Origin of the sequence: Pseudonocardia parietis, from assembly GCF_017876315.1 — a bacterium.
In the GTDB taxonomy this organism is placed as follows: domain Bacteria; phylum Actinomycetota; class Actinomycetes; order Mycobacteriales; family Pseudonocardiaceae; genus Pseudonocardia; species Pseudonocardia parietis.
Map to the genome: position 1 here is coordinate 3,434,507 of NZ_JAGINU010000001.1, position 23,440 is coordinate 3,457,946.

Below are 23,440 nucleotides of genomic sequence, written 5' to 3' on the forward strand. Positions count from 1 at the left end.
GTGGAGCTGACACCCATTCAGCGGCCGGAGGCTCTAGTAGACCGTCGCATCTAATTGTTGGGGTAGAGGTGGCGGAGCTTGATGCGGGCGTCGGTGGTGGTGAATTGCCAGTTGACCTGACGGTGGTCGGTGTTGGTGGCGTCTTGCCAGGCGGCGAGTTCGGTGTTGAGGGTGTCGATGTCGGTGATGCGCCGGTCGAGGCACTGGCGGGTGAGAGCTGAAAGTTCGATCTCGGCGATGTTGAGCCAGGAGCCGTGGCGGGGCGTGTGGTGGATCTCCAGTCGTTGTGCCAAGGCAAAGGCCGTGGAGGGTTCGAACGCTTCGTAGAGAGAGCCGACTCCGTGGGTGTTGAGGTTGTCCATGACCAGCACGACGGTGTCGGCGTCGGGGTAGTCGTGGGTGAGCAGGTGCTGCACCTGACGGGCCCAGTCGATCTTGGTTCGGCGTGGTTGAGCGTCGACGCGGCGCCAGCCGCGTAGGGGTTCGGCCCAGACGAAGATCGAGCAGGTGCCGTTGCGGACGTACTCGCTGTCCTCTTTGCGGTCGTGACCGGGCTCGGCGGGGATCGGCTCGCGGACCTGCCCTAGCAGCTGGTAGGGCTTCTCGTCCATGCACACCACCGGTCGGCGGGGGTCATAGGGGCGGGCGTAGACAGCCAGGACGTCTTCCATCCGAGCGGCGAACTCGGCGCTGGCGTGCGGTGGGATCGTCCAGCACTTCTTCAGATGAGGACGCAGTTTCGTTTTTTTAACACTCGGCCGATGGTGGAGTGATCCAGATCGGGCAGGTCGGCGACCAGGGCGACCTGACGCTCGAGCAAGCGCAGCGACCAGCGTGTATAGCCCTGCGGTGGGCTCGAGCAGGCCAGTGCGATCAACCGGGCCTCGACCTCGCCGGTCACGATCGGCGCTACCGGCGGTGTCTCACGCGGCTTGCGGCCGATCGTGGCCAGCACGTCGCCGTCGGTCTCGTCGAACCGTTTCGCGATCGACCGGACCGTGTTTTGGGAGACCCCGACCCGATCCGCGACCATCGACCGAGCGTCCACCGGGCCGACGTTCTCGTCCAGCTCCAGCAGTACCCGAGCACGGATGATCATCCGCGCCGGATGCGTGCCGGTCACGGTCAGCTTGGACAGGAACTCGCGATCAGCAGCCGACAGGCCGATCGTGAACACCTTCGGACGAGCCATCGTCTGGGCATCCTCTCAACACGAGCAACATGATGAGAGGCTCATACACCAGATAGCGATAGTTTTAGCGGCGACACGCTACTAGTCCGTTAGCGCCACTGATCAGAATTGATGACGGCCGGCCGTCAAGCGGTGGCCGACGCCCGGAGGCTCTGCAGGACACCGCCGGCCGCCCGCCCGGTCGGTGTCCCGTCGCGCACGGCCTGCACACCGTTGACGAACACGGTGTGCACTCCCTCGGCCAACTGCCACGGGTCGGTGTAGGTCGAGCGGTCGACCACGCTGTCCGGATCGAACACCACGATGTCGGCGACCGCTCCCGCACGGAGCACCCCGCGGTCGTGGAGAGCCAGCCGGCCCGCAGGTAGGGACGTCATCTTGCGCACCGCGTCCTCCAGCGTCAGGACACCGCGCTCGCGCACGTACCGGCCCAGGACCCTTGCGAACGTGCCGAAGCTGCGCGGATGCGGTACGCCGTCGCCGGTCGCGTCCAGCACGGCACCGTCGCTGGCGACCGAGACCATCGGGTGCCGCAACACGGTGTCCACATCGTCCTCGGCCATCGCGTGGTTCACGATGCTGACCTGCACCCGGTGCATCTCGAGCACGTCGAGCGCGGCGTCGACCGGATCGACGCCGTCGCGAATCGCCAGATCGGTCAGCGAACGGCCGATGTCTCCTGTGTACGGTCCCTCCCCGAGCTCGGCCAGCACGACACCGCTCGGGTCGATGTCCTCGGTGAAACGCGTGCGCAGCGCTTCGGCGATCCGCGCCCGGGTCGCGGGTTCGGCCAGCCGCTGCAGCAGGGCGTCCGGGCCACCGTCGACCGCCCATGGGGCAAGCCGCGACGCCAGGCCGGTGCTCGACGCCGTGTACGGGTACACGTCCGCTGCCACATCGACACCACGCTCGCGAGCGGCGTCGATCAGCTCGAGCGCGCGGCGCACCGAGCCGTGGTTCGGCCGCCCCATGCACTTGAGGTGCGAGACCTCCAGGCGTGCACCACCGCGCTCGGCTGCGTCGATCGCCTCGGCGACGGCGTCGACGACCCGGTCGGTCTCGTTGCGCACGTGAGTGGAGTAGAGCATCCCGTGCTCGGCCGCCTCCGCGACCAGCGCCGTGACCTCCTCGGCGGTGCCGAAGACACCCGGGGCGTAGATCAGCCCCGATGACAGTCCGAGCGCACCGGCACGGGCCGCGTCGGCCACGAGCGCCCGCATCCGGTCGAGCTCGCGGGGCGTAGGTGGCCGATCGGCTCCGCCGAGCACCGCGTGCCGGATCGTGCCGTGCCCGACCTGCAGGCCGATGTTGATCGCTGGTCGGGCCCGCTCGACGGCCCGCCGGTAGCCGGCCGCGTCGTCCCAGTCCCAGCTCAGTGTGCCCTCGCCCAATGGCAGGCGGTGCCGTTCCCCGTCCGCCCGTACGGGAAACGGTGAGAATCCGCAGTTGCCGGTCAGCAGCGTCGTCACGCCCTGGTGCAGCTGTGTCGTGGCGTGCGGAGATCCCTCCACGGTGAAGTCCGCGTGGGAGTGCAGGTCGATGAACCCCGGTGCGACGACCGCTCCGTCGGCCTCGACGACGGTCTGGCCTTCGAGCCCCACTCCGACCCCGCTGATCCGGCCCGCGCTGATCCCGACGTCGGCACGACGGCGCGGTGCACCCGTCCCGTCGACGACCTGTCCGCCGCGGACGACGATCTCGTGTTCGGTCATGCTCGGCTCCTCAGACCTCGAAGAAGAGGATCACGGCGTACATCAAGGCCGCCGGTAGCAGCACCAGCCAGCCGGCTACGAGCAGGCTGCGCAGGTTCGACGACCGGGCCAGCCCCATCGCGCCTACCATGTTCGCGTTGGGGAACGGCCCGTAGGTGTCGATCTTCGAAGCGAACAGCAGGACGATCACCCAGGCGTTCACCCCGATCCCGAGGCTCGCCGCGAGGCCGCCGAAGACCTCGTCGAGCAGCACCACCTGCGCCGCGGTCGCGCCGGGCACGCCGACCCACCCGAGCAGCGCGATGACGGCTACGAACAGCAGCGGGGACATCGCGCCGAACTCGGCGGAGAAGGTCTCCAGGACGACGTCGAACGGCTTGAGTTCGTCGACGACCAGGAAGAAGGCGGCCAGCAGCCAGAACAGCAGGAACATCGTGACCTGCGTGCCGGCCCCCTGGATGACGTGCCGGGCGATGGAGGACACCCGCAGACCGGCGGCCAGGCCGGTGACGACGGCGAGGACGGGCAGCGCGAGCAGCGGGAAGGACGTCCCCGCTTCGGTCGCGACGGCGTAGACGATCGATGCGAGCAGCGTCGCGACGAACGCCACCGTCGCCGGCCCGCGCCGGAACGAGGCATCGGTCGGCTCCGGAGCGGCGACGTCGGCGTCGTCGTACCCGTCACCCGTCCCCTCCGTGCGGCGCTGGATCCACGGCACGATCAGCAGGCCGGCCACGATCGACAGCAACGCCAGCGGGCCTGCGCCGTACAACAGGTACGGCAGGTAACCGACCTCGGCCGCCGACATGATCGCCACGTTCGACCCGGCGAACGGCGCGATCGCCAGACCGGCGCAGCCACCGATGAACATCATCGCGGCGGTCGCGGAGCGGGTGAAGCCCAGCCGGGCGACGACCGGAAGCAGGATCGGGGCGGCGATCGCGAGCGCGCCGGCCAGGGTTCCGAGAGCGGCGACCAGCGCCAGGCACGCCAGCATCACTCCGAGGATCGTCCGGGTCCGGCTGGTGTGACCGACCACCCGCAGCACCGACTGCACGATCGTGTCCGCGACGCCGGTCACCCGCAGGATCTCGCCGACACCGGCACCGAGCATGATGATCAGGCCGATCATCGTGACCATCTCGCCGAGCGAGTCCCCGAGCAATTCGGCGGCCGCGACCGGTGTCGGCAGCAGCACCAGCAGCGCGGAGATCACCGCGACGGCGGTCGCGACCGTGATGTTCATGCCCGACAACGCCAGGCCCGCGTAGAGCACGATCGGGAGGAGTCCCCACAGCGTCGGGGGAGAGGTGACCATGCCTGCGACCAGCGACGTCAGCAGCCCGGCGACGGCGGCACAGGACACCAGACGTTCCCGTAGGACTGATCCGCGCGGGCTCTTCCCGGTCTCGGCCGGCGGCGAGGTGTCGGGCGACGCGGTGCCTGCTCGTGCCGGCGCGGCGGGACCCGGCGGATCGTTCGATGTGCTCATCGGTCTTCCTTCATCGGTGGGAGAGATTGGTGAGCAGGCCGGCCGGCTCCGGCTCGGTGTCCGCGCCGAGGGCGAACGTCCGCTGCCGGACCTGCGCGAGGAACTCGTGGTCGACCGTCACACCCAGCCCGGGCCGCGTGGACACCCGGACGACGCCTCCCTCGGCGGTGATCGGTTCGGTGACGTCACGGGCGTAGTACTTCGCCGATGCCGAGACGTCGGAGGGGAGCGTGAACCCGGGCAGGCTCGACAGCGCGACGTTCGCCGCGCGGCCCACTCCGAACTCGTGCATTCCGCCGCACCACGCCGGCCAGCCGAGTTCGCGTGCCGCGTCGTGCGCGCGGACGGCTGCGGTCAGCCCGCCCATCCGTGACACCTTGATGTTCAGTACACGTCCGGCGCCCAGGGCGTCCGCGACGCGCAGGTCGTCGACGGTTTCGACGGACTCGTCGAGGCAGACGGGCGTCGTGAGGCGCGCCTGCAGCGCCGCAGACGTAAGAAGGTCTCGCGGGGCGAACGGCTGCTCGATCATGAGCAGGCCCGTGTCGTCGAGCGCCTCCAGCGCGGCGAGGTGTTCCGGATCGTCCCGGTAGGCACCGTTCGCGTCGACCTGCAGCATCAGCTCCGGGAAGGTGGATCGGACGGCCCGCACCGGCTCGGTGTCCCAGCCCGGGGCAATCTTGAGTTTGACGCGCCCGTAGCCGGCGTCGACGTGCCGGCCCACCTGCGCGAGCAGGTCGTCCACGGTCCGCTCGATGCCGAGCGAGACGCCCGCGACGACCGTGTCGCGGGTGCCGCCCAACGCCGAGCCGAGCGGCACGCCCTGGCCGGTCGCCCACAACGCCCATGCCGCCGCGTCCACCCCGGCAGCGGCGAAGCGGTTCCCCCGCACCTTTCCGAACAGATCCGGCACCCGGTCCGGCGATTCGACGTCCGCGCCGACGACCGCGGGCAACAGGTACTCGGTCGCGATGAGCCAGCTCGTGCCGACGGTGTCGGCCGCGTAGTACGGGTCGCTCGGTGAGGCGATCTCTCCCCACCCGACCCGGCCCCGGTCGTCGGTCAGCTCGACAAGAATGTGGTCGAGATGGGCCTTGCGGTGCGAGCTCGTCTCGAACGAATGCACCAGCGGCAGCCGGACGAGATGTAGCCGGCCTTGCACGATCTTCATCAGGATTCCTCAGCGGGGTCGATGTGGAGGCCCAGCTCGGCGGAGACCCGGTCGCGCTCCTGCAACCGGCGCCGGGCTCCCTTCGCGCTGGCCGTGGTCAGGGCGGAGAGGATGTGGGTGGCGGACGCGACGGCGGTCGGCGAGTCCGACCAGGAAGCGCTCTCGGTCGGCACGACCACGACCTCGGCCGCGACGTCGGTCAGCGGACCGTCCGCGGAGTCGGTGATCAGGACCAGCGAGCCGCCGGCCTGGACGAACGCCCGGCTGATCTCGACGGTGTCCTTCCGGTAGCGGCGGAACGAGTAGGCGACGAGCACATCGGTGTCGCGGACCTCGGTGAGGACGTCGACCGCCGGAGCGAGGCTTCCATCGATCTGGGTCACCTGGGACAGCGCCGCCCCCAGGTCGCCGGCGAGCAGCCGGGCGAACGCGAACGACTTCCCGGTACCGAGGATGAACCGGCGGCGGGCTCCGACGACGTGGGCCGCGGCTCGCTCGATGCTCCCGTCCTCGGTGAAACGCTCCAGGACGGCCTGCAACGAGGCCAGCTCCTGCTCGACCAGGCGCCTGCGCAGCACGCTCCCGGACCGGCGCTGCATCCGCGCGTCGAACCGCTGGCTCGGGCTGACCAAATCCCGGTCGGCCCCCGGCTCGCCGGGCTGTGCGGGGCTCACGACGTTGCTCCGGTGAAGACATAGACGGCCCGGTCCGGTGCGACTCGCACGCACGACCGGGCGACCATGCCGTGCCCCAGCAGCGCCCGGAAACCCTCCCGGATCCGGTCGCGAACAGGTGCCGGTACGAGCCCGTTCGCCGGTACGACGAGGCTTCCCACATCCCCGTCGAGTGTCCAGTGCCCCATCTCGCCCGTGGCCGGCCCGGGCGTGGGCGGAGCGACCGGCGGCTCGGCCACGTCGGATTCGGTGAGGTCCCAGTCGACGACGACGCGGTCGGTGCCGGGGCGGTGGTAGAAGTCCTCGACGTACCAGCGTCCGGCTGCCCCGAGCACGTCCAGGTTGAAGTGCCCGTTGCGGGCGACGGCCGGGTCGAACGACCAGCGCATCCTGGTGGCGCCGGCAGCACGGGCGGACGCGGCCTGGGCGAGTTTGATCGTGCGACCGAGACCACGGCCGCGGTGCTCCGGTGCGACCGCAGCCGTCTGGGAGTAGTGGTAGACGCTCCCGTCTCGGGAACCGCAGAAGCCGACGGCGAACCCCAGCAACGCGCCGTCCTCGACCATCCCGAGTGCGGTGCCGCCGTTGCGCAGCACCGCGCTGAGCAACCGGGTGTTCAGCTCGAGACCGGACTCCGGAGCGCCGCCGAACACGCTCCGGTAGAGCGCGACCGCCTGGTCCTGAAGGTCCGGATCGTCGAGATCGCGGACCACCGCAGCCCCCCGAAGCTGCTCGACCATCACGAGCGGAGCAAGGTTGTGAAACGCATGGACGTACAGTTGTCGACGTAGACGCAGGTAGTCAAGATCTACTTGAAAAATTCGGTAGTGATACGTTCCGTATCTATGAACCCGCTCGCCGCGGACGCGGCTCGAATGCAGGCCGATGTGGAGCGTTACGTCCGGCTCGAATCACCGTCCGCCGACGCACCGAGGCTCGACGCGCTGCTCGAGGTCGTCGCCGCCGGCTGGGAACGGCTCGGGGGACGGGTGTGGACCGAGCCCGCACCGCAGGGCGCGCACCTGTGCGTCGAGATCGACGGCGCAGCGGGGCGGGAGGCCGAGCTACCGGTGCTCCTGCTCGGCCACCACGACACCGTCTGGCCGGTGGGCGCCCTTCCGCTGCGGGCCGCCGACGGGATCCTGTACGGCCCGGGCGTCTACGACATGAAGGGCGGTCTCGTCGTCGCCGAGACCGCCGTACGAGCGCTACGCGCCTCCGGGCGGGCACACCGCCCGATCCGGGTGCTGGTGGTCGCCGATGAGGAAGTCGGGTCACCGACCGCTCGACACCTGGTGCGTGATCGGGCCACGGGCAGCGCGGCGGTCCTGGGGTTCGAGCCTCCGCACCCGGACGGCGGGCTCAAGACCGCTCGGTGGGGTAGCACCCGGCTCCGTCTGACCTGCACCGGCCGGGAGTCTCATGCGGCCCTCGCGCCGGACGACGGGGTCTCGGCAGTCGATGAGCTCGTCGACCAGCTCGGCGCGGTCCGGGCTGCGACCGAGCACCGCGAGGGCGTCCTCTGCAATGCGGGAACCGTCGGGGGAGGGGGACGGACCAATGTCGTCGCGGGTGACGCCTGGTGCGATCTGGGCCTGCGGTTCGAGACTCCCGATCAGGAAGCCGATGTACTGGCCCGGCTTGCGGCACTGCGACCCGTCCGGCCCGGGGCCGTCGTACGTACGGAGATCCTCGGCGCCCGTCCGCCGTGGGCCGCCACTCCGATGACCGCGCAACTGCTCACCGTCGCCACGACGGCGGGCGAGGCATGCGGCCAGAGCGTGACCGGGCGGCCGGCCCGCGGGGGCGCGGACACGAACCTGGTCGGCGGGCTCGGTGTCCCGGTCCTCGACGGCTTCGGTCCGGTCGGTCGGGGCGCACACGCTCCCGATGAGCAGATCGTCATCTCGTCGCTCGCAGAACGGGCGGAGCTGGTCACCGAGCTACTCGCGCGGCTGTAACCCCTTGGGCCGTGGCGCTTCGACGACGGCGCGGGAGGTAATCGGAACCGGGCCGGATCGGACCACCCGGCGTCCGCGTAGCCGACGTCGAAGTCCGTCGTCCAGCGACGATGTACAGGGTCCGCCGCCGTGGTCCAATGATTTCATCGACCGGTCGGTCGAAAGGTGGCTGGACGCACGGGAGAGGCGAAGCACGCATGACGACACGCGAGAGCCGCGCGCGGGACGAGATCGCGCGCTCGGTGGTCGGCCGGGAACGCGAGCTGACACTGGTTCTGGCCGCGGTCGCCGCGGGTCGTGACGTCGTGCTCGAGGGGCCGCCCGGCACGTCGAAGTCGACGATGCTCCGGGCGATCACCGAGCACTGGGGGGTGCCCTTCGTGCTCGTGGAGGGCAACGCCGAGCTGACCCCGGCTCGCCTGGTGGGACACCACAATCCGGCCAGGGTCCTGCAGGAGGACTACTCGCCCGACAACTTCGTCCCGGGGCCGCTGGTCGAGGCGATGCGCACCGGCGGGTTCCTCTACATCGAGGAGCTGAACCGCGCGCCGGAGGACACGCTCAACGTCCTGCTCGGGGCCATGGCGGAGCGGGCGGTGACGGTGCCCCGGGTCGGGACGATGCGCGCCGAGCAGACCTTCCGGGTCCTGGCGTCGATGAACCCGTTCGACAACGTCGGTACCGCCCGGATCTCCGACTCGGTCTACGACCGGTGGAACCGGCTGGCCGTCGGCTACCAGTCCGATGTGGAGGAGAGCGACATCGTCGCGCGCCGTACCGGCTGCACCGATCGAGGGCTGGTCGACGACGGCGTCGCGCTGACCCGTGCGACGCGCGCGCACCCGGAGCTGCGCCGCGGCTCGTCCGTACGCGGGGCGATCGACCTGGTCGCGATCGCGATGGAGTTGGAACGGATCTCGCCGGAGGGCGAGCGCCCCCCGCTGATGCTCGACGCCGCGCTGCTCGCCCTGTCGGCGCGGATCGGGGTGGACGAGGCGTCGGACGCCACCCCGGAGCAGGTCATCACCGAGATCTGGGAGAACCATTTTTTCTCCGTCCCCGGCGGGCAGCGCCGGGTCCGCACAGCCTGAGGGTTCCCAACGCTGTCGAGCTGCCCACCGCTGAGCGCGGTGACCGACGGACACTGCAACCCCTGCGCCGCAAGCCCAAGAAGCTCTCCGCGGCTCCGGACCTGTTCCGCAACGGCCCGGGGGTCCCGGTCGTCGCCGAGCTCGATCCCGAGCGCGGCGCCGGGGACGACGCCCGGCCCGTCGGTGGGCAGGGCGTCCTGGTGACCGCTCAGCAGGCCGCTCGCAAGGACCTCGCCGATCTGCTGGAGGAGACCCCGCCGGACCCGGCCGTGGCGTCGATGGCACAGACGATCGCCCGCCGGCTGTCGGTACGGCGCCGTCCTCGCGACGCCCGCGCCGAACGCGGCACCGGCGTGCTCGCCTCGATGCCGTACGCCTACCGCTCCGACGAGATCGATCTGGACGCGACCATCGAGCGGCTCGTGGAACGGCCGGTGCCCGATGACACCGACGTGATCGTCCGCGAACGGATGAGCTCGCGGCGCGCGGCCGTGCTGATCGTGGACGTGTCCGGGTCGATGCGCGGTGAGAAGGTCCGGATCGCCGCCGCCACGGTCGCGGCCCTCTCCGCGGACCTGGCCGGATCGGGGGATCAGCTCGCGCTGATCGCCTTCTGGTCCGACGCCGCGGTCGTCAAGGGTCTCACCGAGCGGGCGGAGCCGTCGGCGCTGCTGGACTCGTTGCTCCGGATCCCCGCCCGGGGACTCACCAACGTCGGGTTCGGGCTGTCGGTCGCGCGCGCCGAGCTCGCCCGGTCCGCGGCCCGGCGCCGTACCGCGATCCTGCTCACCGACGCCGTCCACAACGCCGGCCCGGACCCGCGGGATCTCGCCCGGCGCTTCCCGGAGCTGCACGTGCTGCTCGAGACCGACGGCGAGCACGACCTGCCGCTGGGCCGGGACATCGCTCGCCTGGGGCGTGGGACCTGCACGCCCGTGGCGACGCATCGCGACGTCGCGCCGGCCCTCAACCGGATCATGAACCGCTGATCAGTCAGCCGTCCCGGGGCCCGTCCCGGAACGCCCCGCGGAACCGGGCGCCGGGGTGACGCTCGGGTAGCCGGTCGTGCCCGAAGAGCCTGCCCCGCAGGGTCCGCGCGTCGCCGTAGGACGCCTTGGCCAGCCCACGCTCGCGCAGCACCGGCAGCACGAGCTCGACGAACTGCTCGTAGCTCGACGGCAACCGGTGGTTGACCAGGTTGATCCCGTCCACACCTACCGCACGCCAGCGTTCCAGCTCGTCGGCGATCATGTCCGGGGTCCCGACGACCGTCTGCCCGTCCATCCGCCGCCGGGCGAGATCGGCCAGCACGGGCTCCCGCTCCGGGTTCTCCGCGCGCAACCAGTCGACGTGTCCGCGACCACCGTTGTTCGGGATGTCGCGCAGCGGCGTGTCGTCGGGCAGCCGGGTGCCGTCCGGGAGGATGCCGAGGGAGACGTGGGTCCGGTACCCGGTCACCGACGCCCAGGCCCGCAGCTCGTCGTACCGCTGCTGGGCCTCGGTGGCCGTGCGGCCCGCGGCGATGCTGAGCAGCTGGAAGAAGCGGATGTCGTCGGCGCGGCGGCCCTCCGCCTCGGCGAGCGCGCGGGTGCGGGCGATGTGGTCGCGCGCGACCTCCGGCGACGGGGTGTTGATGAAGACCGCCTCGGCGTGCCGGGCGGCGAACGCCATCCCGCGCGGCGACCCACCGGCCTGGAACAGCAGCGGCGTCCGCTGCGGGCTGGGGGAGGGCAGATGCGGGCCCTCCACCTGGTACCGGGGACCCACGTGCCGGATCTTGTGGATCCGCGCCGGGTCGGCGTAGCGGCCGCCCTCCCGGTCGACGAGCAACGCGTCGTCGTCCCAGGACCCCTCCCACAGCTTGTAGGCGACGCTGACGTACTCCTCGGCCCACTCGTAGCGCTCGTCGTGCTCGACCAGCCCCGTCATGCCGAAGTTGCGCGCCGCGTTCTCCTGGGACGAGGTCACGATGTTCCAGGCGATCCGGCCGCGACTGAGGTGATCGAGCGTGGAGATCTGCCGGGCGAAGTTGAACGGCGGGTTCTGGATGATGCTGGACGTCGATGCCAGACCGATCCGGCGGGTGGTCGCGGCCAGCGCACCGAGCAGGACGATCGGGTCGTTGCTGGGGATCTGCACCGCCTCGTGGACGTTGTCGGCGTACCGGCCGTCGACCGGGCCGAAGATGCCGGAGACGTCGGCGAAGAACAGCGCGTCGAACATCGCGTCCTCCAGCAGCTTCGCCACCTCCACCCACAGGTCGAGGGTGTCGAACTCGACCTGCCGGGCGTCCGGATGACGCCACTGGCCGTGGTGGAGGTGCGAGGGCGTGTTCATCAGGAACGCGTTGAACAGCAGCGGAACGCTCATGGCAGGGTCCTCCCGGTGGTGGAACGCTGACGGGCCGTACTCACCACGTGACGGGGAGCGCGTCCACACCGACGATGAGCGGGTTCTGCTTGAGCGCGAGGTCGTCGATCGCGACCGCGGGCCGGATGCCCGGGAAACGGCGCAGCAGCATCGGCAGCGCGACCTGCAGCTCCGCCCGGGCCAGGGTCTGGCCGACGCACTGGTGTACGCCTGCGCCGAACGCGATGTGCCGGTCCGGCTCCACGCTGGTGACGTCGAGGACGTCCGGCGCGGCGAAGGCACGCGGATCGCGGTTGGCGGCCGGAACGTTGAGGATGACGCCCTCGCCCGCACGGATCAGGTGGCCGTCGATCTCGACATCGGCCAGCGCGACGCGGTTGAGGTTGTTCTCGATCACCGACATGTAGCGCAGCAGGTTCTCCACCGCGGTGGCCACGACCGCGGGATCGTCGGTGTCGCGCACCAGGGCGAGCTGCTCCGGGTGCTCGGACAGCACCAGGAAGCTCATCGCGATCATGCTGGCGGTGTTCTCGTACCCGGCGACCAGCAGGAGGATCGCCATGACGACGCACTCGTCCTCGGTGATGTCGCCGTTCGCCAGGTGGGTGTTGACCAGCCGGGAGTAGGTGTCCTCGCCCGGTACCCCGCGCTTGCGCCGCATCAGTTCGCCCAGGTAGGCCTGCAGGTCGCGGCCGGCTGCGAGCGTCTGTTCGCGGGAGGCGTTCGGCGTCATCATGGTCGAGATCCGGTCGCGGAAGTACCCGGTCTCGTCGAAGGGCACGCCGAGGATCTCGCAGGCGATCAGCGCGGGGGCCGCATGTGTGTAGGCCGGAACGAGGTCGACCGGAGGTTCCCGGCGGGCCATGTCGTCGAGCAGGCCGGCGCAGGCCTGCTCGATCCGCGGCCGCAGCGCCGCGACCCGCCGTCCGGTGAAGTCACGGGCGATCATCCGGCGCAGCCGGGCGTGTTCGGGGTCGTCCTTGCGCAGGAGCGAGGTCCGGGTCGGCGTCGGCGCGCTGGTGCCCTCGGAGATCGTCGGCATGCCCGGGTGGCTCCACTCCACGCTGAAGCGGTCGTCCGCGAGGATCCGGCGCAGGTAGTCGATGCGGGTCGCGACCCAGGCCTGCCTGCCGTCCCACAGGCGGACCTTCGTCAGCCCCTCCGCCTCCCGCCACTGCCCGTACTCCTGCGGCGGGTGGAAGGGACAACGGCCACGGGCCTTCGGATACGTCGGCATGTCGACCGGCGTGCCGGACATCGAACCTCCTCCGGCTCGTCGCCGGTGGCGACGAGCCCCGACCGGGACGGGCGGGGGCCGGTGGTGGCGATCCCCGTCTCCACGCTAGCGCCCCGCCGGCCGGATTGATCGACTGGATCACCGGTGCAGGGCCGAGAAGAGCGCCCTCTTCTGTTCTAGGATCCCGGGTTCGTCGTCATCACCACGGCCGAGTCGCCGCCGCACCGACATCCACCTGCAGCACGCGCTCACCCCGCGCCTCGGGCAGCGGCAGCGTCGATTCCGTCGGGTGGGGACCGACGCCGCACCCCGGGGAATGAACGACGATCACGTGGGTAACCGCGATCTCGGTCGGTCTGCCGACCGTTGCCCTGCAGCACCGGAACCGGCGGTAGGAGTGCGATGAGAGCCACGATCGGCCCGCGGGTCCCGGAGAGCTGGGAACTCGTCGGCCAGGGCGGACCACGTCCGTTCACGTCCTATGTGGAGTACCGGCGCCCGGACCGGAGCACCTACCGTTACGAGTCCCGGCTCGGCCGGAAGGGGTACGGGCCTCGCCGCCCGTCCGGCCCCGCCGGCACGCGGTCACACCGGAGCCCGTGGCAGCGGTTCTGGGCGCCGGACCGGCTCGCCTGGTGGGTCGCGATCCTCTTCGTCGCCGGCTCGCTGTTGTTCGTGCTGGGCGCGGCGGCCTCCCTGGTGCCGAGCCTGTTCGGCGGAGAGCACGCGATGTCACTGGTCGCCGAGGGGTGCTACACGCTGGGCGCCGTCCTCTACACCGTCAGCGTCTACGGGCAGCTGCTGGAGTACCTCAACGCCGACGACCGGATCACCACGGCGGAAGGCAGCCGTCCGCCCGAGCACTGGCGGTGGTGGGCCTGGGATCCCACCCGGCTCGGCTTCCTCGTGCCCTTCGTCTTCCTCGTCGGTGCCGTGGTGTTCAACTACGAGACGATCGCCGCGCTGCTGTCCACGCTCGGACTCGTCCCGGGGACGGTCGGGCTGTGGGTCACGTGCCTGGTCGGTTCGGTGCTGTTCCTCATCGCCTCGGTGCTGCAGATCGCGGAGGTGGGTCATGGCCGGCTCCGGGCCGAACCGCGCAACATCTCGTGGTGGGTCGCGGTGCTGTTCGTGATCGGTTCGGTCGGCTTCATCGTGGGTTCGCTACCCGGGTTCGGCACCGGCGACGGGTTCCCGACCGCCGAGCAGGAATCCGGAGCGCTCATCGTGAAGATCGGCTTCCTGCTCGGCGGCGTGGCCTTCACCGCCGGCAGCTACCTGATGCTGCCGGAGTTCTTCGAGGAGCTCGACCGCAGGCGTCCGGTCACCCGCTGACGAAGGGGCTGCCCTCGCCCGGGCCACTGTGGATCGCCTGGGGGTCGGCACCGCGGCGGACGAGTTCCGAGCCGCGCTCGTAGTCGTCGTCGGCCTCATGGGTGGCCACGCCGCACACGACGCCGTCCTGCCGGTACCAGGCGGTGAAGCCGCCGCCGCCGTGTCCGGAGACGGCCACCTCGTCGAAGCCGTCGCCCCAGGCGGCGTACTTGAGGGTGCGGTCGCCGATCACCGTCCAGAACCCGGGTGGGGAGTCCCAGTACGTGTCGGCGCCCGCCGCCGTCGTGCCGGCGATGCGCCCCATGGTCTCCGCGTCACCCCAGTGCTCGACGGCCAGGTGGCGACCGGCGGCGGCGTTGCGGGCCAGGGCGACGTCCCCGGTCGTTGCTGCACACCGTCACGTCGCAGCCCCGCAGGGCCATGGACACGGCGGCCTCGCACCCGATGAACCCGGATCCCACGACGACCACCGAGCGCGCCTGCCCGACCCGGTCGCACAGCACGCGGGCGTCGGCCAGGGTCCGCAGGTACAGCGCACCCTCGGCGCCGGGTACCGGCAGCCGGACGGGCGCGGAGCCGGTGGCGAGCACGCAGCAGTCGTAGCCGACCGTCGTGCCGTCGTCGAGGTGGGCGCGCCGGGCGCCGGTGTCCAGGGTGGTCACGGCGCACCCGGTGCGGACCTCGACCTCGTCGACGCCGTCCGGGGCCAGCAGCAGATCCGTCTCGGCGGGCGCGTCCGTCCCGCCACGGAGCAGGTCCTTCGACAGCGGGGGCCGGAAGTACGGCGGGGTGTCGTCGTCGGAGACGAGAAGTACCCGTCCCTGCCCGCCCCGGTCGCGGTAAGCGGTGGCCGCGTGGTGCGCCGCCGGACCGCCCCCGATGACCAGGAGACCGGCCGCTGACGTGGGTGCGCTCCTGCCACGGGCCTACCCGCGCCGGGCGCGTCGACACCGGTCGCCGCGGTCCGGCGCGGCAGGTCGGCGAGCCCGCCGCGGGCCCGGCCCCGGTGCCGCGGGCTGGTGCGGACGGTTCCCGGTACGCCGGGGACGACCCGGAATCCGGCCGCCCGCAGCCGGGCAACCATCCCGTGGTCCTTGCCGCTGGCCAGCGACGGGAACCCGCCGACGTGTCCGAACGTGTCCGCCCGGAGCCCGAGGTTCGCCGCGTAGACGGGGTGCTCCGGGTCCGGTGGCTCACCGGGCGGGCGGGGCGAGCCGGGCAGGTCGAGGACGACGCCGCCGGCCACCGCGTCGGCTCCCGCCGCGGCCAGCGCGAGGTGCCCGGTGACCCAGCCGGGCGCGACCGTGCTGTCCGCGTCGGTGCTGAGCAGCCAGGTCCGGGTCGGTACCCAGCAACTGCAACACCGTGCGGGCGGCCGCCGAGCGCAGCGACCCGACCGGCAGGGCCGGGGCCTCGGCGCCGTGCTCGCGCACCAGCGTACGTACCCGGGCGGCGGCCGGATGGGTTGCGGCTGCCGTCCGGGCCCGGCCGGCCGTGGCGTCCGAGCACCGGCGGCGGGTCCGTCGACGACGGCCCGGGTTTCCGGGCGGGCGTGCCGGGTACGAGCGTTGCGTGGCAGGCGACGACCGCGGCACCCGCGAGGAGTTCGACGACGCGGTCAACATGACCCGCGCGGAGCTGCAACGCTGGCTGGACACCGACGAGTCGAAGTCGGTGGGGGACACCGGCGGGCAGGGCGAGTCGACCGGACACGAGATGGGCCGCCGGATCGTGGAGCTGCAGCAGACCAAGGCCGGGGACCTGGACGACGACGACCTGGCCGCGATGCGCAAGGTCGTCGGGTACGTGTACCGGCACCTGCAACAGCCGCCGACCAAGCAGGACGTCGAGACCTCGAAGTGGCGGTACTCGCTGATGAACTGGGGTCACGACCCGCTCAAGGACGAACAGCCGTCGGTCCACGAGTTCTGAGCGCAGAGGAGAACAGAGTGCGCCGGTCGACAACCCTGGCCCGCTGGACACTGGGCGTCGTCCTCATCACGTGGCGATACATGTGGTCGACCACCCCGCTCCACCGGACGACCGCCGCGGGCGATCTCACCGATGTCGGACCACCACTGCCCGACGAGCTGACCGACAGCCGTTGCCAACCGATGGGGACCGGTGTGGGTCCGGTGTTCCACCGGCTGTTCACTGTGGACATCGACGGCTCGCGGCTGTCCGGGTCCGAGCTGCTCGCCACCCTGGCCGCCGACCTCAACCGAGCGGTGCCCACCGAGGTCGTCGGCGTCGAGCGGATCGCCGGTGGGGCCAGAGGTCTGGCCCTCGGGGACGAGGTCGTGGTTCACATGCCGGGGCCGTGGGACGGTCCGGTGCGCGTGGTGGACGCCACGAGTACCTCGTTCCGCCTCGCGACCCTTTCCGGCCACATGGAGGCGGGACAGATCGAGTTCCGCACGGTTGCTCACGGGTCGCTTCTGCGGTTGGAGATCGAGGTGTGGGCCCGGCCAGCCAGCCGGACCGTGCAGATGCTCTACGCCCGGCTGCGGGTGGGCAAGGAGATCCAGCTGAACATGTGGGTGCGGTTCTGCCTGAGCGCGGTGCGCCTCGCCGGAGGGCGTGCTCGCGGCGGCGTGACGATCCGGACCCGGGTGGTGGACGAGGACCTGCTCCCCGGGGCCCGCGCCACCATCTCGGAAAGGAGCAGAGCATGAGCAACAACGAGTTCCGCAAGGGCGACAAGGTGTGCTGGAGCAGCCACGGTGGCGAGGCCGACGGCGAGGTGATCAAGAAGGTCACCTCCGACACCGAGGCGGCCGGGCGCACGGTGCGCGCGTTTCCCGCCGACGGACGGTCGCCCGGTCCCGACGGGGTGTAGCGTCGCAGGTGGGTCGAAACCACGGCTTAGAGCGTCCGGCAAATGATGTTCAGCGGAGTCGGCGGGTGGTCGGCCGGGTGGGCCAGCGGTAGAGCACGCGTGCGCGGTTGATCAGGCGGCGGATCACGGTCAACGCGGCGGCGAGGTTGAGGTAGAACTCGGCGATGTCGCGGCGCTTGTCGGTGAACCGGCGCAGCTTGCCGAACCCGTTCATCCACGCGTGCAAGCGCTCGACCGGCCACCGCCGCCCAGCCTGGATCGGGGCGGGTTCGCCCTTGAGCGCGATGTGGGCGTCATAGCCGAGGACCTCGAGCAGGTCGCGAGTCTTGGCCGAGTCGTAGCCCCGGTCCAGATGCATGCCCGGCAGATCGGGCAACGGACCGATCATGTCGCAAACCCCGGCCAGGGTGGGTTCGAGCAACGGCGAGTCGTGATCATTGGCGCGGGCGGCGACCAGGTGCAGCGGGATCCCGTTCCCGTCGCCGGCCACCGAGCGTTTGGTGCCCTGTTTGCCCCGGTCAACCGGGCTGCGCCCGGATACCTCACCGCCGCACGGGGACTTGGTGATCGACCCGTCCACGGACAGGTCATCGAGGTCGAGTCCGATCATCTGGTCGTAGCCGGCCAGGGCCTGGCGCAGCGTTTCTCGACCGACGCCGGCCCGGGCCCAGTCGTCAAGGCGGCGGCGGATGGTGCGGTCCGAGCAGCCCGGTGAGGCGAGGCGTTCGTAGCCGCTGCCGTGCACCAGCGCGGCGAGCACGTGTTCGAACACGACCCGGTCCGGGATCCGGCGGCGGTGACAGCCCCACGGATGGGTCGGGGAGAACTCGGGCCGTCGTTCGGACCCGATCAGGTCAGCGAACTCGACCCACAGCGGCTCGATCAGGGATGCTGGCAACAGAGGCACGGACCCTCCAGGCGATCACAGGACTTCAGCAATCCCATGATCACTTCTGGGTCCGTGCCTCTACCTGCAACGACACGCGGCGACCTCATTTGCCGGACGCTCTTAGTCCGAGACGGGCGCAGGTCTTCGTTGCCGCGCGTTCCGGTATGCCGCCACGGCTCTGCCGTTCTCGCCCAGGGCTTCCTGCTGCAGCCCGTGCCTCACTCGTCGCGAGGGGTACCCGCACATGCAGCCAGACCAGAGCGACCAACTGGTCGTCTCGCTCCGTAGAGCCGCCCACGAGCTGCTGGGCCGGCGCAGCATCAGCGATCTCGAACAGACTCTCGCGCAGATCGTGGCTGCCGCGGTGGACACCGTCCCGGGAGCCGACGCCGGCGGCATCTCGATGACCGAGGACGGCACCATCGGCTCCCGTGCACCGGTCGGCGGGGACGTGCGCAAGCTCGACGAGCTGCAGGCCGAGCTCACCGAGGGCCCCTGCATCACCGCGGCGATGGAGCCGCCGGCCGACGGGATCGTGCACGCGCGGGACCTGGCAAGCAGCCCGGACGCCGACCGGTGGCCGCGCTTCGCCCCGCAGGCGGTCGGGCAGGGCTACCGGTCGATCCTGTCGACCCAGCTCTCGACCAACGGTGGTACCCGTGCCGCGCTCAACCTCTACTCCCACGAGCCCGACGCCTTCGACGATGCCTCCCGCACCATCGCCGGACTGTTCGGCGTCCAGGCCGCCGTGCTGCTCTACGGCGTCGACCACGCCGCCCACATGCAACAGGCCCTGGACACCCGCGACGTGATCGGGCAGGCCAAGGGCATCCTGATGGAACGCTTCGACGTCGACGAGGACCGCGCCTTCCAGATGCTGGTGCGCTCCTCGCAGGACCTCAACCTCAAACTCATCGTCATCGCCCGCTGGCTGACCAGCCCCGAGGGCCGCCACAAGGCGAGCTCCCCACCCTCGGGTCGATGACGCCCGGCATCGGTCGGCTCACGGCGTCGAGCCGACGACGCCGTTCACAGGTCGATCCGCCCGGTGGTCAGGGGTGGAGGCGATGTGGTGGAGCTTGATGTCGAGGTTCTGCGAGGCGCCACGTAGGGCGTGGGCGGATGGCAGCGCTGTCCGCGATTTGCGTACCGTCGGCCGTGGAGCGGATGCCCGACACCGTCTTTCTGGTGTGGCGCAGAACGATGAGCTCCGCGCACCGGTACGGTGCAAGATCCCTTGCCGAGGTGGTCTCACGTGACCATGGCCGCCAGGCCGAATCCTGCCCCCGAGGACCCGGCCTCCTCCGACGTGCTCCAGTACGCGCGCCCGGTACCCGCTCGCGAATCCCGCCTCGCGAGCTCGATGCGACCACCCCGGCCGCCCACGTGATGCGTTGGGTCCTCGACGCCGGTCCGGTGTCCGCGACCGTGACCGAGGCCCTGACGGCGCGCGCCGGATGAACCCTGTGCCGGGCCGGAAGCCGTCCTGCCGGGTCGGTCCGATGACGATCGAGGTCGCCGACGTCGGCGATCGCCGTGGCGCGACGGGGCGGATCGCGGGAGACCAAGCGGTAACGTGAACGCCCTCCTCTCCGATCGATGTCCGACCGGGATTCCCGGACGCCGAGAGCCAGGAGCCGACGATTTGACCGACACGCAGCAGCCGACCGGTGAACCGGACACCACGGTCGACGCACGCTGGGTCGCCGCGCCCTGGGCGGCGCTGACGGTCAGCGTCGATGGCACCGTGCTCGAGGCCAACGACGCGGCCTACGGCGAGCTGCCGCAGCTGCGCCCCGGACAGCCCCTGGCGCAGGTGCTACCGCGGCTGGCGACCGCGCACGAATCGGTGGACGTGCGCAGCGGCGCGTCCGCCCCGGTCTCCGACGTCGTCGACGGTCGTGCCGTACAGGGCCGGCCTGTCCGGCACCACGACGGCTCCGTCACCTGGTGGCTGACCGATGTCACCGACGTCGACTCGCTGCGCGACCAGCTGCGCCGCGAGCAGACCCGGACGTCGTTCCTGTCCGAGGCGTCGGCGGCGCTGTCGGGCTCGCTGAACCCGCTGCGCTGCACCCAGGTGATCGCCGAGCTCGCGGTGAGCGGGAGCGGGCCGGCCGACGGGCGCTGGTGATCACATCCGAGGGCCGCGAGCAGTTCCGGGTCGCGACGGCGGTGCGTGCGGGCGGCCCGGCCCGCGGGATGTCGCTGCGCGTCGATCCCGATCAGGTGCCCGGCATGGCGGAGGCACTGCGGGGCTTCCCGCCGGTCCCGTCCCGCCGGATCGACCCCGCGGTCGCGCCCGACTGGCTCGTCCCCGCCGGTCTCGGCGAGGTCGGTTCGATCGTCGTCGCCTCGCTGCCGGGGCACGGCGTCCCGGCCGGGGCTCTGGTCCTGCTGCGCCGGGCCGGTACCGGCCCGTTCGGTGAGGACGACGAGGTGACGCTGCGGGAGTTCGCCGGCCGGGCCGGGTTCGCGATGTCCGCGGCCCGGACGTTCGCCCAGCAGGCCTCGATCACCGAAACGCTGATGCGCGACCTGCTCCCGCCGACGTTGCAGCAGGTCGCGGGCATCGACTTCGCCGGCGGATACCGGCCCGCGCAGGACCACGGACGAGTCGGCGGCGACTTCTACGATGTGCACCCGGGGGCCGGGGACGGCGAGGAGATCCTCGCCGTCCTCGGCGACGTGTGCGGCAAAGGGCTGGAAGCGGCCGTACTCACCGGCAAGATCCGCAGCGCGCTGCAGGTGCTGCTGCCGCTCGCCGGCGACCACCAGCGCATGCTGACACTGCTCAACGGCGCCCTGCTGACCGACGCCGCCGACGCCCGCTTCGTCACCCTCGTGCTCGCCTCCGTGACACGCCGGGGTCCCCGCGTCGCGCTGCGCCTGACCTGCGCCGGCCACCCGGCGCCGCTGCTCATCCGGGCCGACGGCCGGGTCGAGGAGGCCGCGACACGGGGCACGCTGGTCGGCGTGCTTCCCTCGGCCGAGGCCACCACCGTCGAGACGGTGCTGGCCCCCGGCGAGACCTGCCTGCTCTACACCGACGGGATCACCGAGGCCCACGGCGGTGCGCTGGGCCGGGACCTGTTCGGCGAGGAACGCCTGCACCGTGTCGCCGCCGAATGTGCCGGGCTGCCGGCCGAGGCCGTCGTCGAACGGGTGCAGATGGTCGCCGCCGAGTGGGCCGGCAGCAACAGCCACGACGACATGGCCGTACTGGCCATCACCGCACCCCGCGAACCCCGTCCCGATGCGGTCGACGGCCCGGGCCGGGGCACCGCGTGACCCGGACCGACCACTACGTCACGCTGCTCTGGGACGCGGTGTCACGCGCCGACGAGTACGCGGCGGCCGACGTCGTCGCCGACGCCCTGCGTGACGGCGTGGCCGCCGAGTCCGTGCTGCTCGACGTGATCGGCGCGGTGCAGGCCGAGGTCGGCGTCGAATGGGCCGCGGACCGGCTCTCCGTGGCTCAGGAGCACGGGGCGACGGCGATCAACGAGCGGATCATCAGCTCGGTCGTGCCGGCCGACGGGCGTGGCACCGGTGGTCGCGGCCGGGTCACCGTGGCGTGTGTGGACGGTGAGTGGCACGCGCTGCCCGCCCGGCTGCTCACCGAGGTCCTCCGGCTGCGCGGCTTCGACGTCGACCACCTGAGTGCCCGGGTACCGGCCGAGCACCTGGTCGCCCACCTGCACCGCACCGGTCCGGACGCGGTGGCGCTGTCGTCGTCGCTCGCGACCCGGTTGCCCACCGCGCACGCCACCATCTCCGCATGCCGGGCGGCGGGCGTCCCGGTGCTCGTCGGAGGGCCCGCCTTCGGTAGGGACGGCCGGTACGCCCGGCTGCTGGGCGCGGACGCGTGGGCACCCGACGCGCGGGCGGCGGCGGACATCCTCGCGGCCGGTCTGCCGAGACCGGCGCACCCGCACGCCCGGTCGGCCGACCTGCCCTCCGTGTCCGACCAGGAGTTCGGCCTGGTCAGCCGGAACGCGCCGGCACTCGCCGCCTCGGTGCTGGAACGGCTGACCGAGCAGTACCCGCAGATGGCGGACGACGACAGGCAGATGCTGCGGACCACCGAGGACGTCCGGCACACCGTCGACTTCCTCGCCGCCGCGCTCTACACCGGTGACGCCGGCGTCTTCACCGACTTCCTCGACTGGAGCACGTCGATCCGCGCGGCCCGCTCGGCCCCGGCCCACGTGCTGGTGTCGGCCCTCGAGCTACTGGGCGCGGAACTGCGCGAGTCGCCCCGCGCCGCGCACCTGCTGGCCTCAGCATCGGCCACGCGATGACGATGTCGACCGGTCCGCTGCGGGCCGGAGGGTTCAGCCGCCGAGTTCTTCCCGCAGTCGGGCGACGACGCGGCTGAGCAGGCGGGAGACGTGCATCTGGGAGACGCCGATCTCGGCGGCGATCTCGGACTGGGTGCGGTCGCCGAAGAAGCGCAGCAGCAGGATGCGCCGTTCGCGTGGGGGTAGGGCGTCGATCCGCTCCCGCAGCTCGTCGCGCATCGTCGCGGCCTCGAGGTCGGGATCGTCGGCGCCCAGCCGCTCGCCGAGGGTGAGTTCGCCGTCGGGGCCGGGGATGTCGAGGGAGGCTGCGCGGTAGGACTCGAGTGCGCCGAGTGCTTCGACGACGTCGGCGATGGTGGTGTCGAGTTCCTCGGCGAGCTCGCTGGGTCGGGGTGCGCGTCCGAGGCGTTGGGTGAGTGTGATGGTGGCGCGGTTGATGCCGACGCCGAGTTCTTTGAGGTCGCGCGGGACCCGCAGGGCCCAGCTGTGGTCGCGCAGGTAGCGCAGGATCTCACCGCGGACGCTGGGGATGAGGTAGCCGAGCGGCCCGCCGGTGGCGGCGTCGGGGTTGTAGCGGTCGAGGGCTTTGATCAGGCCGAGGGTGGCGGCCTGTTGGATGTCCTCGGCGGAGTGGGTGGCGGTGAGGTAGCGGCGGCTGAGGTTGCGGACCAGGGGCAGGAACTCGCAGATCAACCGGTCGCGCAACGGCCCGCGGCCCGGGTCGTGGGGTTGCATCGCGGCGAGCCGGCGCAGGTCGGGTTCGAGGTCGTCGTAGCCGTGGGGCCCGTCGCGGCGTGTGGGCTGGGTCCGCTGGGCGGGCATTCGGGTCTGTGTGCGCACGGAGATCTCCCCGGGTCGTGTGGTCACCGAGTCCGCTGCGTCGTTGAACGGGCCGGACGCGATCGAGACCGCGGTGTCCGGTGAGGACCACGGTAGGAACGGGTCCCGTGCGCCGCAACCGCTGGTGCCCCGGGCCATCAGCGGGGGTGGCCCGGCGCCGGTGCGGCCGGATCCGAACGCTCCGGCCCGGTGTAGACGTCCGGGCCGACGGTGGGAGCGGCCGGGGCGTCCGGACCGTCAGATGGTGGCGCCGAACCTGTCAGCTGGTGGGGCCGGGCTCGTCAGTGGTGATCGTTCGATCAGTGCCGATCGGTGCCGAGGATGGCACCGATC

The 23,440-nt window shown here is 71.5% G+C and carries 24 protein-coding genes; 11 read left to right on the forward strand and 13 right to left on the reverse strand.

Features of this window, described 5'->3' with window-relative positions; genetic code table 11:
* Positions 1-50 precede the first annotated feature (50 nt).
* From JOF36_RS16315 to JOF36_RS16345, 7 genes are all read right to left on the reverse strand, one after another.
* Positions 51-833: an IS630 family transposase gene (locus JOF36_RS16315; RefSeq protein WP_307862753.1), complete on the reverse strand. Its 783-nt coding sequence runs from the start codon at positions 831-833 to the stop codon at positions 51-53.
* A complete protein-coding gene (locus tag JOF36_RS16320) occupies positions 722-1,192 on the reverse strand; it encodes a helix-turn-helix domain-containing protein (protein WP_210024894.1) in 471 nt (156 codons plus the stop codon). Before JOF36_RS16320 ends, JOF36_RS16315 begins: the two co-directional genes overlap by 112 nt.
* Before the next feature lie 125 nt (positions 1,193-1,317).
* A complete protein-coding gene (locus JOF36_RS16325) occupies positions 1,318-2,904 on the reverse strand; it encodes an N-acyl-D-amino-acid deacylase family protein (RefSeq protein WP_210027722.1) in 1,587 nt (528 codons plus the stop codon).
* 10 nt (positions 2,905-2,914) lie between these two features.
* Entirely contained in the window at positions 2,915-4,396 is a 1,482-nt protein-coding gene (locus tag JOF36_RS16330) for a Na+/H+ antiporter NhaC family protein (protein WP_210027724.1), read from the reverse strand.
* A 10-nt stretch (positions 4,397-4,406) separates the two neighbouring features.
* Positions 4,407-5,567 (reverse strand): o-succinylbenzoate synthase, encoded by a 1,161-nt coding sequence (gene menC / locus JOF36_RS16335; protein ID WP_210027725.1) that lies wholly within the window; start codon positions 5,565-5,567, stop codon positions 4,407-4,409.
* Entirely contained in the window at positions 5,567-6,241 is a 675-nt protein-coding gene (locus tag JOF36_RS16340; RefSeq protein ID WP_307862414.1) for a MurR/RpiR family transcriptional regulator, read from the reverse strand. The genes menC and JOF36_RS16340 overlap by 1 nt, the downstream gene beginning before the upstream one ends.
* Positions 6,238-6,954 carry a GNAT family N-acetyltransferase gene (locus JOF36_RS16345; RefSeq protein ID WP_210027726.1) on the reverse strand — a complete coding sequence of 239 codons (717 nt, stop codon included), beginning with the start codon at positions 6,952-6,954 and terminating at the stop codon, positions 6,238-6,240. Before JOF36_RS16345 ends, JOF36_RS16340 begins: the two co-directional genes overlap by 4 nt.
* A 132-nt stretch (positions 6,955-7,086) precedes the next feature.
* Between JOF36_RS16345 and JOF36_RS16350 the strand changes: the two genes are divergently transcribed.
* The 3 genes from JOF36_RS16350 to JOF36_RS16360 all read left to right on the forward strand — a co-directional run bounded on the left by JOF36_RS16350 (position 7,087) and on the right by JOF36_RS16360 (position 10,282).
* Positions 7,087-8,202, forward strand: coding sequence for a M20/M25/M40 family metallo-hydrolase (locus JOF36_RS16350; RefSeq protein ID WP_245350871.1), 1,116 nt, complete (start codon positions 7,087-7,089; stop codon positions 8,200-8,202).
* A 197-nt stretch (positions 8,203-8,399) separates the two neighbouring features.
* Entirely contained in the window at positions 8,400-9,293 is an 894-nt protein-coding gene (locus JOF36_RS16355; RefSeq protein ID WP_210027727.1) for an AAA family ATPase, read from the forward strand.
* Positions 9,294-9,493: 200 nt separating this feature from the next.
* The gene (locus tag JOF36_RS16360; protein ID WP_307862415.1) at positions 9,494-10,282 is read left to right on the forward strand and encodes a vWA domain-containing protein; all 789 of its coding nucleotides are present in this window, start codon (positions 9,494-9,496) and stop codon (positions 10,280-10,282) included.
* Positions 10,283-10,286: 4 nt separating this feature from the next.
* On the opposite strand, the gene JOF36_RS16365 is transcribed toward JOF36_RS16360, so the two are convergent.
* Both JOF36_RS16365 and JOF36_RS16370 read right to left on the reverse strand, forming a co-directional pair.
* Entirely contained in the window at positions 10,287-11,663 is a 1,377-nt protein-coding gene (locus JOF36_RS16365; RefSeq protein ID WP_210027728.1) for an NtaA/DmoA family FMN-dependent monooxygenase, read from the reverse strand.
* 40 nt (positions 11,664-11,703) lie between these two features.
* A complete protein-coding gene (locus JOF36_RS16370; protein ID WP_210027729.1) occupies positions 11,704-12,921 on the reverse strand; it encodes a cytochrome P450 in 1,218 nt (405 codons plus the stop codon).
* Positions 12,922-13,302: 381 nt separating this feature from the next.
* Between JOF36_RS16370 and JOF36_RS16375 the strand changes: the two genes are divergently transcribed.
* Positions 13,303-14,235, forward strand: a complete 933-nt coding sequence (locus JOF36_RS16375) for an NfeD family protein (protein ID WP_210027730.1) — start codon at positions 13,303-13,305, stop codon at positions 14,233-14,235.
* On the opposite strand, the gene JOF36_RS16380 is transcribed toward JOF36_RS16375, so the two are convergent.
* Together JOF36_RS16380 and JOF36_RS16385 are read right to left on the reverse strand one after the other, a co-directional pair.
* The gene (locus tag JOF36_RS16380) at positions 14,225-14,539 is read right to left on the reverse strand and encodes an oxidoreductase C-terminal domain-containing protein (protein ID WP_210027731.1); all 315 of its coding nucleotides are present in this window, start codon (positions 14,537-14,539) and stop codon (positions 14,225-14,227) included. The two genes, JOF36_RS16375 and JOF36_RS16380, sit on opposite strands and share 11 nt — an antisense overlap.
* 10 nt (positions 14,540-14,549) lie before the next feature.
* Positions 14,550-15,122: an FAD-dependent oxidoreductase gene (locus tag JOF36_RS16385; RefSeq protein WP_210035763.1), complete on the reverse strand. Its 573-nt coding sequence runs from the start codon at positions 15,120-15,122 to the stop codon at positions 14,550-14,552.
* A 685-nt stretch (positions 15,123-15,807) separates the two neighbouring features.
* On the opposite strand from JOF36_RS16385, the gene JOF36_RS16390 reads away from it, so the two are divergent.
* Genes JOF36_RS16390 through JOF36_RS16400 form a run of 3 tightly spaced genes read left to right on the forward strand, consistent with a single transcriptional unit; the run spans position 15,808 to position 17,074 of the window.
* Positions 15,808-16,167, forward strand: coding sequence for a DUF3140 domain-containing protein (locus JOF36_RS16390; protein ID WP_307862416.1), 360 nt, complete (start codon positions 15,808-15,810; stop codon positions 16,165-16,167).
* Between the two features lie 17 nt (positions 16,168-16,184).
* On the forward strand, positions 16,185-16,910 hold the full coding sequence (locus JOF36_RS16395) for a DUF1990 family protein (protein ID WP_307862417.1): 726 nt from the start codon (positions 16,185-16,187) through the stop codon (positions 16,908-16,910).
* Positions 16,907-17,074, forward strand: coding sequence for a hypervirulence associated TUDOR domain-containing protein (locus tag JOF36_RS16400; RefSeq protein ID WP_210027732.1), 168 nt, complete (start codon positions 16,907-16,909; stop codon positions 17,072-17,074). Before JOF36_RS16395 ends, JOF36_RS16400 begins: the two co-directional genes overlap by 4 nt.
* Positions 17,075-17,123: 49 nt before the next feature.
* Here JOF36_RS16400 and JOF36_RS16405 read toward each other — a convergent pair whose 3' ends face one another.
* A complete protein-coding gene (locus tag JOF36_RS16405; RefSeq protein ID WP_210026896.1) occupies positions 17,124-17,981 on the reverse strand; it encodes an IS5 family transposase in 858 nt (285 codons plus the stop codon).
* Positions 17,982-18,207: 226 nt separating this feature from the next.
* Between JOF36_RS16405 and JOF36_RS16410 the strand changes: the two genes are divergently transcribed.
* From JOF36_RS16410 to JOF36_RS16420, 4 genes are all read left to right on the forward strand, one after another.
* Positions 18,208-18,948 (forward strand): GAF and ANTAR domain-containing protein, encoded by a 741-nt coding sequence (locus JOF36_RS16410; protein WP_210027734.1) that lies wholly within the window; start codon positions 18,208-18,210, stop codon positions 18,946-18,948.
* Positions 18,949-19,608: 660 nt separating this feature from the next.
* On the forward strand, positions 19,609-20,097 hold the full coding sequence (locus JOF36_RS39090) for a nitrogen regulation protein NR(II) (RefSeq protein WP_245350872.1): 489 nt from the start codon (positions 19,609-19,611) through the stop codon (positions 20,095-20,097).
* A complete protein-coding gene (locus JOF36_RS39095) occupies positions 20,094-21,254 on the forward strand; it encodes a PP2C family protein-serine/threonine phosphatase (RefSeq protein ID WP_307862418.1) in 1,161 nt (386 codons plus the stop codon). Before JOF36_RS39090 ends, JOF36_RS39095 begins: the two co-directional genes overlap by 4 nt.
* Positions 21,251-22,267 (forward strand): cobalamin B12-binding domain-containing protein, encoded by a 1,017-nt coding sequence (locus JOF36_RS16420; protein WP_210027735.1) that lies wholly within the window; start codon positions 21,251-21,253, stop codon positions 22,265-22,267. The genes JOF36_RS39095 and JOF36_RS16420 overlap by 4 nt, the downstream gene beginning before the upstream one ends.
* Positions 22,268-22,300: 33 nt before the next feature.
* On the opposite strand, the gene JOF36_RS16425 is transcribed toward JOF36_RS16420, so the two are convergent.
* A complete protein-coding gene (locus JOF36_RS16425) occupies positions 22,301-23,107 on the reverse strand; it encodes a sigma-70 family RNA polymerase sigma factor (protein ID WP_307862419.1) in 807 nt (268 codons plus the stop codon).
* Between the last annotated feature and the right edge of the window lie 333 nt (positions 23,108-23,440).

Bases quoted from the DNA above. Each gene is read 5' to 3' on its own strand.
- JOF36_RS16320 (WP_210024894.1), bottom strand. From the start codon at position 1,192: ATGGCTCGTCCGAAGGTGTTCACGATCGGCCTGTCGGCTGCTGATCGC.
- JOF36_RS16325 (WP_210027722.1), bottom strand. From the start codon at position 2,904: ATGACCGAACACGAGATCGTCGTCCGCGGCGGACAGGTCGTCGACGGG.
- JOF36_RS16330 (WP_210027724.1), bottom strand. From the start codon at position 4,396: ATGAGCACATCGAACGATCCGCCGGGTCCCGCCGCGCCGGCACGAGCA.
- menC (WP_210027725.1), bottom strand. From the start codon at position 5,567: ATGAAGATCGTGCAAGGCCGGCTACATCTCGTCCGGCTGCCGCTGGTG.
- JOF36_RS16350 (WP_245350871.1), top strand. From the start codon at position 7,087: ATGAACCCGCTCGCCGCGGACGCGGCTCGAATGCAGGCCGATGTGGAG.
- JOF36_RS16355 (WP_210027727.1), top strand. From the start codon at position 8,400: ATGACGACACGCGAGAGCCGCGCGCGGGACGAGATCGCGCGCTCGGTG.
- JOF36_RS16365 (WP_210027728.1), bottom strand. From the start codon at position 11,663: ATGAGCGTTCCGCTGCTGTTCAACGCGTTCCTGATGAACACGCCCTCG.
- JOF36_RS16370 (WP_210027729.1), bottom strand. From the start codon at position 12,921: ATGTCCGGCACGCCGGTCGACATGCCGACGTATCCGAAGGCCCGTGGC.
- JOF36_RS16375 (WP_210027730.1), top strand. From the start codon at position 13,303: ATGAGAGCCACGATCGGCCCGCGGGTCCCGGAGAGCTGGGAACTCGTC.
- JOF36_RS16380 (WP_210027731.1), bottom strand. From the start codon at position 14,539: ATGGGGCGCATCGCCGGCACGACGGCGGCGGGCGCCGACACGTACTGG.
- JOF36_RS16400 (WP_210027732.1), top strand. From the start codon at position 16,907: ATGAGCAACAACGAGTTCCGCAAGGGCGACAAGGTGTGCTGGAGCAGC.
- JOF36_RS16410 (WP_210027734.1), top strand. From the start codon at position 18,208: ATGCAGCCAGACCAGAGCGACCAACTGGTCGTCTCGCTCCGTAGAGCC.